Source organism: Pseudomonas sp. P1_A1, assembly GCF_056406935.1.
On record NZ_JBFTZE010000036.1, the window covers coordinates 1 to 8,011 of the forward strand.

Below are 8,011 nucleotides of genomic sequence, written 5' to 3' on the forward strand. Positions count from 1 at the left end.
ATCTTTTGATTTTGCTTTAAAACAAGATCAAAAGATCGCAGCCTGCGGCAGCTCCTACAGGGGATTTTTGGTGTTTGGGGAAAGTGGCGGGCATAAAAAAGGGAGGCCACGCGGGCCTCCCTGTTTCATTGCGACGTGCCGTTACAAACTGGCAATCCGCGCATGCTGCTCCGCCAGCTTGCCCAAAGCCTGTTCAGCTTCAGCCAGTTTGGCGCGTTCCTTCTCGATAACTTCGGCCGGGGCCTTGTCGACGAAACCGGCGTTGGACAGCTTGCCGCCGACGCGCTGAACTTCGCCCTGCAGACGCAGGATTTCCTTGTCCAGGCGCGCCAGTTCGGCGTCCTTGTCGATCAGGCCGGCCATCGGCACCAGCACTTCCATCTCGCCAACCAGTGCAGTGGCGGACAGGGGGGCTTCTTCGCCAGCCTTCAGAACAGTGATCGATTCCAGACGCGCCAGCTTCTTCAGCAGGGCTTCGTTCTCGGTGAGTCGACGCTGATCTTCGGCGCTGACGTTTTTCAGGAACAGGTTCAGCGGCTTGCCCGGGCCGATGTTCATTTCGCCACGGATGTTACGGGTGCCGAGCATCAGGCCCTTGAGCCATTCGATGTCGTCTTCGGCGGCCGGATCGATGCGTTCCTCGTTAGCCACTGGCCACGGTTGCAGCATGATCGTCTTGCCTTTGATGCCGGCCAGCGGTGCGACGCGTTGCCAGATTTCTTCGGTGATGAACGGCATGAACGGATGAGCCAGGCGCAGAGCGACTTCCAGCACCCGAACCAGGGTGCGACGGGTGCCGCGCTGACGCTCGACCGGCGCGTTTTCGTCCCACAGCACAGGCTTGGACAGTTCCAGGTACCAGTCGCAATACTGGTTCCAGATGAACTCGTACAAGGCTTGTGCGGCCAGGTCGAAACGGAACTGATCGAGCTGACGGGTCACTTCGGCTTCAGTGCGTTGCAACTGCGAGATGATCCAGCGATCCGCCAGGGACAGCTCGTAGGCTTCGCCGTTCTGGCCGCAGTCTTCGCCCTTGTCCAGCACGTAGCGCGCGGCGTTCCAGATCTTGTTGCAGAAGTTGCGATAGCCTTCGACGCGGCCCATGTCGAACTTGATGTCACGACCGGTGGACGCCAGCGAGCAGAAGGTGAAGCGCAGGGCGTCGGTGCCGTAGCTGGCGATGCCGTCGGCGAACTCGTCGCGGGTCTGCTTTTCGATCTTCTTCGCCAGTTTCGGCTGCATCATGCCGGAGGTGCGTTTCTGCACCAGCTCTTCCAGCTCGATGCCGTCGATGATGTCCAGCGGGTCCAGGACGTTGCCCTTGGACTTGGACATCTTCTGGCCCTGGCCATCACGCACCAGACCGTGCACATAAACAGTCTTGAACGGAACCTGTGGCGTGCCGCCTTCATTTTTCACCAAATGCATGGTGAGCATGATCATCCGGGCAACCCAGAAGAAAATGATGTCGAAACCGGTCACCAGCACGTCGGTGGAGTGGAATTTCTTCAGGAATTCAGTCTGCTCCGGCCAGCCAAGGGTGGAGAAGGTCCACAGGCCCGAACTGAACCAGGTATCCAGAACGTCGTTGTCTTGTTGCAGCGCAACGTCCGGCCCGAGATTGTGCTTGGCACGCACTTCGGCTTCGTCGCGACCGACGTAGACCTTGCCCGATTCGTCGTACCAGGCCGGAATGCGGTGGCCCCACCACAGCTGACGGCTGATGCACCAGTCCTGGATATCGCGCATCCACGAGAAGTACATGTTTTCGTACTGCTTTGGCACGAACTGAATGCGGCCGTCTTCAACCGCAGCGATGGCCGGCTCGGCCAATGGCTTGGTGGACACGTACCACTGGTCGGTCAGCCACGGCTCGATGATGGTGCCGGAGCGGTCGCCTTTAGGCACTTTCAGGGCGTGGTCGTCGACGCTGACCAGCAGGCCGGCGGCTTCGAACGCTGCCACGATCTGCTTGCGCGCTTCGAAGCGGTCGAGGCCGGCGTATTCGGCCGGGATCTTGCCGTCGATGCTCTCGTTCAGTGTGCCGTCGAGATTGAACACCTGGGCCGCAGGCAGTACATGGGCGTTTTTGTCGAAGATGTTCAGCAGCGGCAGGTTGTGGCGCTTGCCGACTTCATAGTCGTTGAAGTCGTGGGCCGGGGTGATTTTCACGCAGCCGGTGCCGAATTCAGGGTCGCAGTAATCGTCGGCGATGATCGGGATGCGGCGGCCAACCAGCGGCAGCTCGACAAATTTGCCGATCAGGGCTTTGTAGCGTTCATCGTTCGGGTTAACGGCCACGGCGGCGTCGCCGAGCATGGTTTCCGGACGCGTGGTCGCGACGATCAGGTAGTCGTTGCCTTCAGCGGTTTTGGCGCCATCGGCCAGCGGGTACTTCAGGTTCCACAGGAAACCTTTCTCGTCGTGGTTTTCCACTTCAAGGTCGGAAATCGCCGTGTGCAGCTTGGTGTCCCAGTTGACCAGACGCTTGCCGCGATAGATCAGACCGTCTTCGTGCAGGCGCACGAAGGCTTCTTTCACCGCTTCCGAGAGGCCGTCGTCCATGGTGAAGCGCTCACGGCTCCAGTCCACGGACGAGCCGAGGCGGCGGATCTGACGGCTGATGTTGCCGCCGGACTGATCCTTCCATTCCCAGACTTTCTCGAGGAATTTCTCACGGCCCAGATCGTGGCGATTCTGGCCCTGGGCTTCGAGTTGACGCTCCACCAGCATTTGCGTGGCGATACCGGCGTGGTCGGTACCCGGCTGCCACAGGGTGTTGCGACCTTGCATGCGGCGGAAACGGATCAGGGCGTCCATGATCGCGTTGTTGAAGCCGTGACCCATGTGCAGGCTGCCGGTGACGTTCGGCGGCGGGATCATGATGGTGTAGGACTCGCCCTCGCCTTGCGGGGCGAAGTAGTTCTCGGACTCCCAGGTGTTGTACCAGGAAGTTTCAATGGCGTGCGGCTGGTAGGTCTTATCCATGCGCGGCGGGACCCTATTGGCATTTATTCAGGAAAAGCCGGGAAGTATAGCGGGGCACGGGGCGTAGGGCGAGCAGGGGCGGACAGGGCGCAGATCAAATGTGGGGGAGATTTAGGGTAAGGTGACTTCCCTTGTAGGAGCTGCCGCAGGCTGCGATCTTTTGGCGTCTTCAAGATCACTGAAGATCAAAGTCAAAAGATCGCAGCCTGCGGCAGCTCCTACATTGGGGAATTGGGGGTTACTCGTACTGGCTTAGCAACCGTTCCATCCGTGCATCAAGGCGGCGTTTGATTTCGGTTTCGATGTGCGGGGCGAAGTCGTCGATCACGTCTTGCATGATCAATTGCGCGGCGGCGCGCAGCTCGCTATCCAGATGCAACAGGGCATCGGGGCCCTTGTTGGCGGCAGGAGCAGGCTGGGCGGCCGGAGCGGGTGGTGGCGGTTCGACCTGCGGCGCATGGCCGACGGTGTCGAACAGCATGGGAATCTGTTCCTGGTCGCCTTCAATGACGGCGTCGGTCAGCAAGGGTGGTTGCAGGTTGTCATCGCCGAGCAGTTGGCGGATCGACTCAAGGTCTTCCAGCAGGTGCGCGGACTTTTGCGGCGGTTTTGGAGTGTCCATCGGAGTGCTCAGAGTCGCTGTAAACGGTGATCTTGCAGAGGATAGCCCTGTTCGCGGTAGAAACGGAAACTCTCCCGCGCAGCCGCACGAATCGTCGGATCTTCCACCACTACTTCCGCCACGCGGGTGAACTGTTTGGCGAAAGCCGGGACTTTCAGGTCGAGATTGACCAGCAGATCCTGATGCTGACCGCAGTCATCGCCAAGACCCAGGACAATCAAACCCTCCGGCTCGCTTTCGGCGGGACCGTGGGGCACGAAGCTTTCACCCTTGAAGGCCCACAAACGCGCATCGAGGTCATCACGCTGGGCGGCATCGCTGCAATGCAGGTAAATGCGGTGGCCCATGCGCCAGGCTTTTTCGGTGAGCTTGCAGGCGAAATCCAGCCGCGCCGAAGGATCGGCGCTGGGCAGGATATAGAAGTCGACTTTGGTCATTGCGGTTCCTGAACCTCGGGCGGCGTCACCCGAAAGTGACGCCGTCCGAGGTCATCGGTTTCAGGCCTTGGCGCGGTCCAGCAGGTATTGGGTCAGCAGGGGAACCGGACGGCCAGTGGCGCCCTTGTCCTTGCCGCCGCTGGTCCAGGCCGTGCCGGCGATGTCCAGGTGCGCCCAATTCAGGTTCTTGGTGAAGCGCGACAGGAAGCAGGCAGCGGTGATGGTGCCGGCTTTCGGGCCGCCGATGTTGGCGATGTCGGCGAACGGGCTATCCAGCTGCTCTTGATACTCATCGAACAGCGGCAGTTGCCAGGCGCGGTCGTCGGCGGATTGGCCGGCGCTCAGCAATTGGCCGATCAGTTCGTCGTTGTTGCCCAGCAGGCCCGAGGTGTGGGCGCCCAGTGCCACGACACAAGCACCGGTCAGGGTGGCGATGTCGATCACCGCTTGCGGCTTGAAGCGTTCGGAGTAGGTCAGGGCATCGCACAGCACCAGACGGCCTTCGGCGTCGGTGTTGAGGATTTCCACGGTCTGGCCGCTCATGGTGGTAACGATGTCGCCCGGACGCGAAGCGTTGCCGCTCGGCATGTTCTCGGCGCAGGCCAGGATGCACACCAGGTTGATCGGCAGTTTCAGCTCAAGCACGGCACGCAGGGTACCGAACACGCTGGCGGCGCCACCCATGTCGTACTTCATCTCATCCATGCCGGCGCCCGGCTTGAGGCTGATGCCGCCGGTGTCAAAGGTGATGCCTTTGCCGACCAGGGCGTACGGCTTCTCGGATTTCTTGCCGCCGTTGTATTGCATGACGATCAGGCGCGGTGGCTGGGCGCTGCCCTGGCCGACGGCGTAGAACGAGCCCATGCCCAGGTCCTTGATCTTCTTCTCATCGAGGACTTCAACTTTCAGGCTTTTGAACTCTTTGCCCAGGTTCTTGGCTTGTTCGCCAAGGAACGTCGGGTGGCAGATGTTCGGCGGCAGGTTGCCCAGGTCACGGGTGAAGGCCATGCCGTTAGCGATCGCGGTGGCGTGGGCCACAGCGCGTTCGACTTCAGCCTGTGCCGCCTTGATGGTCACCAGAGTGACTTTCTTCAGGGCGCGCGGGTCGGCTTTCTGGCTCTTGAACTGTTCGAAGGTGTACTCGCCGTCCACCAGGGTTTCGGCCAGCAGGCGGGTCTTGCCATAGCTGTCACGGCCCTTGACCACCACTTCGTCCAGGGCCAGCACTGCATCGCTGCCGCCCAGGCCTTTCAGGGTATTGAGGATGCCGGCGATGATTTTGCGAAACGGGCGATCGCCCAGTTCTTCATCCTTGCCCACGCCCACCAGCAGCACGCGTTCGGCCTTGAGGTTGGGCAGGCTGTGCAGCAACAGGCTTTGGCCGACTTTGCCGGCCAGGTCGCCGCGCTTGAGCACTGCGCTGATAGCGCCGCCGCTCAGTTCGTCGAGTTGTTTGGCAGCGGTGCCGAGCTTGCGGCCTTCGCGGACGGAGACCACCAGCGTGGCGGTCTTCAACGTTTCCGGGCTAACGCTTTTTACAACCAGTTCCATGTCCGGGTCCCTGAATTAATGGTCAAACTGCGCGACGCGCAGAGGCTTGCTTATAAGTAGAAAGGCGCCGGTGTATTGCCAGCGACAAAGGCCGCAGTTTGAACCTCGCTGCCTGCGCCTGACAACCCTCGGTTATGCGAACTTCAGCGGTTCAGGTGCCTGCTTGAGCATGCGCAGTGACAGGCGCACTCAATCACAGGATAATGCGCATCTTTTTCGGCGGCTCTGCCCTGCGGGCCGGCTGATATGTTTGCTTGTTTGGCCGCTTAGCCTGACAACCCTGGAGTGTCTGGTTTGATTGTCTTCCGTTATCTATCCCGCGAAGTCCTGTTGACCTTGAGCGCCGTCAGCGCCGTGCTGCTGGTCATCATCATGAGCGGACGCTTCATCAAATACCTCGCCCAGGCAGCCTCAGGGCTCCTGGACCCGAGCTCGCTGTTCCTGATCATGGGCTTTCGTCTGCCGGGTTTCCTGCAGCTGATTCTGCCTTTGGGGCTGTTTCTCGGGATCCTGCTGGCCTACGGTCGTCTGTACCTCGAAAGTGAAATGACCGTGTTGTCTGCCACTGGCATGAGCCAGCAGCGTCTGTTTGCCATGACTCTTTTTCCGGCGACCCTGGTTGCCCTGGTCGTGGCGTGGCTGAGCCTGAGCCTGGCGCCACAAGGTGCCAACCAGTTCCAGCTGCTGCTGAACAAACAGGACGCACTGACCGAGTTCGACACCCTCGAGCCGGGGCGCTTCCAGGCCTTGCGCGACGGCACTCGGGTGACCTACACCGAGCAACTGTCGGATGACCGCATCAATCTGGGCGGCGTGTTCATTTCGCAAAAAAATGTCAGTTCCGACAACAAGGATCGGGGGATTTCCGTATTGGTGGCCGAGAAGGGCCGTCAGGAAATCAGGCCTGATGGCAACCGTTACCTGATTCTCGACAACGGCTACCGCTACGACGGTAATCCGGGTCTGGCCGACTACCGCGCCATCAAGTACGACGAGTACGGCGTATTACTGCCAAAACCGGACGTCAGCGACGAAGTGACTGATCGTGATGCGATGACCACCAGTTCCTTGTTGGCCAGCGACGACATCCGTTCGCGTACCGAACTGCAATGGCGCCTGTCCCTGCCGTTGCTGGTCTTCATCGTGACCCTGATGGCGGTGCCGCTGTCGCGGGTCAACCCGCGTCAGGGCCGTTTCCTCAAGCTGCTGCCGGCGATTCTTCTTTATATGGCTTACCTGACCATCCTGATTGCCGCTCGCGGCGCCCTTGAGAAGGGCAAGATCCCGCCGGCATTGGGTTTGTGGTGGGTGCATGCAATCTTCCTGGTCATCGGTCTGGGCTTGCTGTACTGGGAGTCGCTGAACTTGAAGATGGCGAGTCGCCGCAGCGCGCTGGAGGTGGCCCGTGGATAAGCTCGATCGCTACATTGGTAGCAGCGTGTTCATCGCGATCCTGGCGGTGCTGGGGATCATTCTGGGCTTGGCAACGCTGTTCGCCTTCATCGATGAGATGAGCGAAGTCAGCGATACCTACACGCTGATGGATGTCCTGAGTTACGTGTTGCTGACCGCGCCGCGCCGCCTGTACGACATGTTACCGATGGCAGCGCTGATCGGGTGCCTGATTGGTCTCGGCAGTCTGGCCAGTCACAGCGAGCTGACCATCATGCGTGCCGCCGGTGTGTCCATCGGTCGGATCGTCTGGGCCGTGATGAAGCCGATGCTGATCCTGATGGTGGTAGGGCTGGTGATCGGCGAGTACGTCGCGCCGGCCACGGAAATCACCGCTCAAGCCAACCGCTCGCTGGCCCAGGGCAGTGGCGATGCGCAAAGCGCCAAGCACGGTTTGTGGCACCGTCAGGGTGATGAGTTCATTCACGTCAACTCCGTGCAACCCAACGGTCTGCTGTACGGCGTGACCCGTTATCGTTTTGACGATCAACGCCACATGCTGTCTTCGAGTTTCGCCAAACGTGCGGAATTCGATACCGATCACTGGCAACTGACCGATGTCACGACCACGCTGTTCCATGACAAAAGTACCGAAGTGGTGACTGCCCCTGTGGAACGCTGGGAAATAGCCCTGAGCCCGCAACTGCTGAGTACCGTGGTGATGGCGCCCGAGTCGCTGTCGATCAGCGGTCTGTGGAATTACATCCACTATCTGGCCGACCAGGGCCTGAGCAACAGTCGTTACTGGCTGGCGTTTTGGGTCAAGGTGTTGCAGCCGCTGGTGACCGCTGCATTGGTGTTGATGGCGATTTCCTTCATCTTCGGTCCGCTGCGATCGGTGACCCTTGGCCAGCGGGTTTTCACTGGCGTACTGGTGGGCTTCACTTTCCGTATCGTCCAGGACTTGCTCGGGCCTTCGAGCCTGGTGTTCGGTTTCTCGCCGCTGTTTGCGGTGCTGGTG

General features: G+C 60.3%; 6 protein-coding genes. 2 read left to right on the forward strand and 4 right to left on the reverse strand.

From position 1 onward, the window contains the following. Window positions 1–141 precede the first annotated feature (141 nt). From AC1D2Q_RS29335 to AC1D2Q_RS29350, 4 genes are all read right to left on the reverse strand, one after another. Complete coding sequence (locus tag AC1D2Q_RS29335) at window positions 142–2,988, reverse strand: valine--tRNA ligase (protein WP_477815518.1); 2,847 nt, start codon at window positions 2,986–2,988, stop codon at window positions 142–144. Between the two features lie 238 nt (window positions 2,989–3,226). After that, window positions 3,227–3,610: a DNA polymerase III subunit chi gene (locus AC1D2Q_RS29340; protein WP_477815519.1), complete on the reverse strand. Its 384-nt coding sequence runs from the start codon at window positions 3,608–3,610 to the stop codon at window positions 3,227–3,229. Window positions 3,611–3,618: 8 nt separating this feature from the next. Further along, window positions 3,619–4,047, reverse strand: a complete 429-nt coding sequence (locus AC1D2Q_RS29345; protein WP_477815520.1) for a DNA polymerase III subunit chi — start codon at window positions 4,045–4,047, stop codon at window positions 3,619–3,621. Between the two features lie 60 nt (window positions 4,048–4,107). Further along, complete coding sequence (locus tag AC1D2Q_RS29350) at window positions 4,108–5,598, reverse strand: leucyl aminopeptidase (RefSeq protein WP_477815521.1); 1,491 nt, start codon at window positions 5,596–5,598, stop codon at window positions 4,108–4,110. A gap of 294 nt (window positions 5,599–5,892) precedes the next feature. Between AC1D2Q_RS29350 and lptF the strand changes: the two genes are divergently transcribed. Together lptF and lptG are read left to right on the forward strand one after the other, a co-directional pair. Continuing rightward, window positions 5,893–7,011: an LPS export ABC transporter permease LptF gene (lptF, locus tag AC1D2Q_RS29355; RefSeq protein ID WP_477815522.1), complete on the forward strand. Its 1,119-nt coding sequence runs from the start codon at window positions 5,893–5,895 to the stop codon at window positions 7,009–7,011. After that, on the forward strand, window positions 7,004–8,011 hold a 1,008-nt coding region (lptG, locus tag AC1D2Q_RS29360; RefSeq protein ID WP_477815523.1), incomplete at its 3' end, for an LPS export ABC transporter permease LptG. The genes lptF and lptG, both read left to right, overlap by 8 nt.

Excerpts from the sequence above, each read along its gene's own strand:
- AC1D2Q_RS29345 (WP_477815520.1), bottom strand. The coding sequence starts at position 4,047 with ATGACCAAAGTCGACTTCTATATCCTGCCCAGCGCCGATCCTTCGGCG.
- AC1D2Q_RS29340 (WP_477815519.1), bottom strand. The coding sequence starts at position 3,610 with ATGGACACTCCAAAACCGCCGCAAAAGTCCGCGCACCTGCTGGAAGAC.
- AC1D2Q_RS29335 (WP_477815518.1), bottom strand. The coding sequence starts at position 2,988 with ATGGATAAGACCTACCAGCCGCACGCCATTGAAACTTCCTGGTACAAC.
- AC1D2Q_RS29350 (WP_477815521.1), bottom strand. The coding sequence starts at position 5,598 with ATGGAACTGGTTGTAAAAAGCGTTAGCCCGGAAACGTTGAAGACCGCC.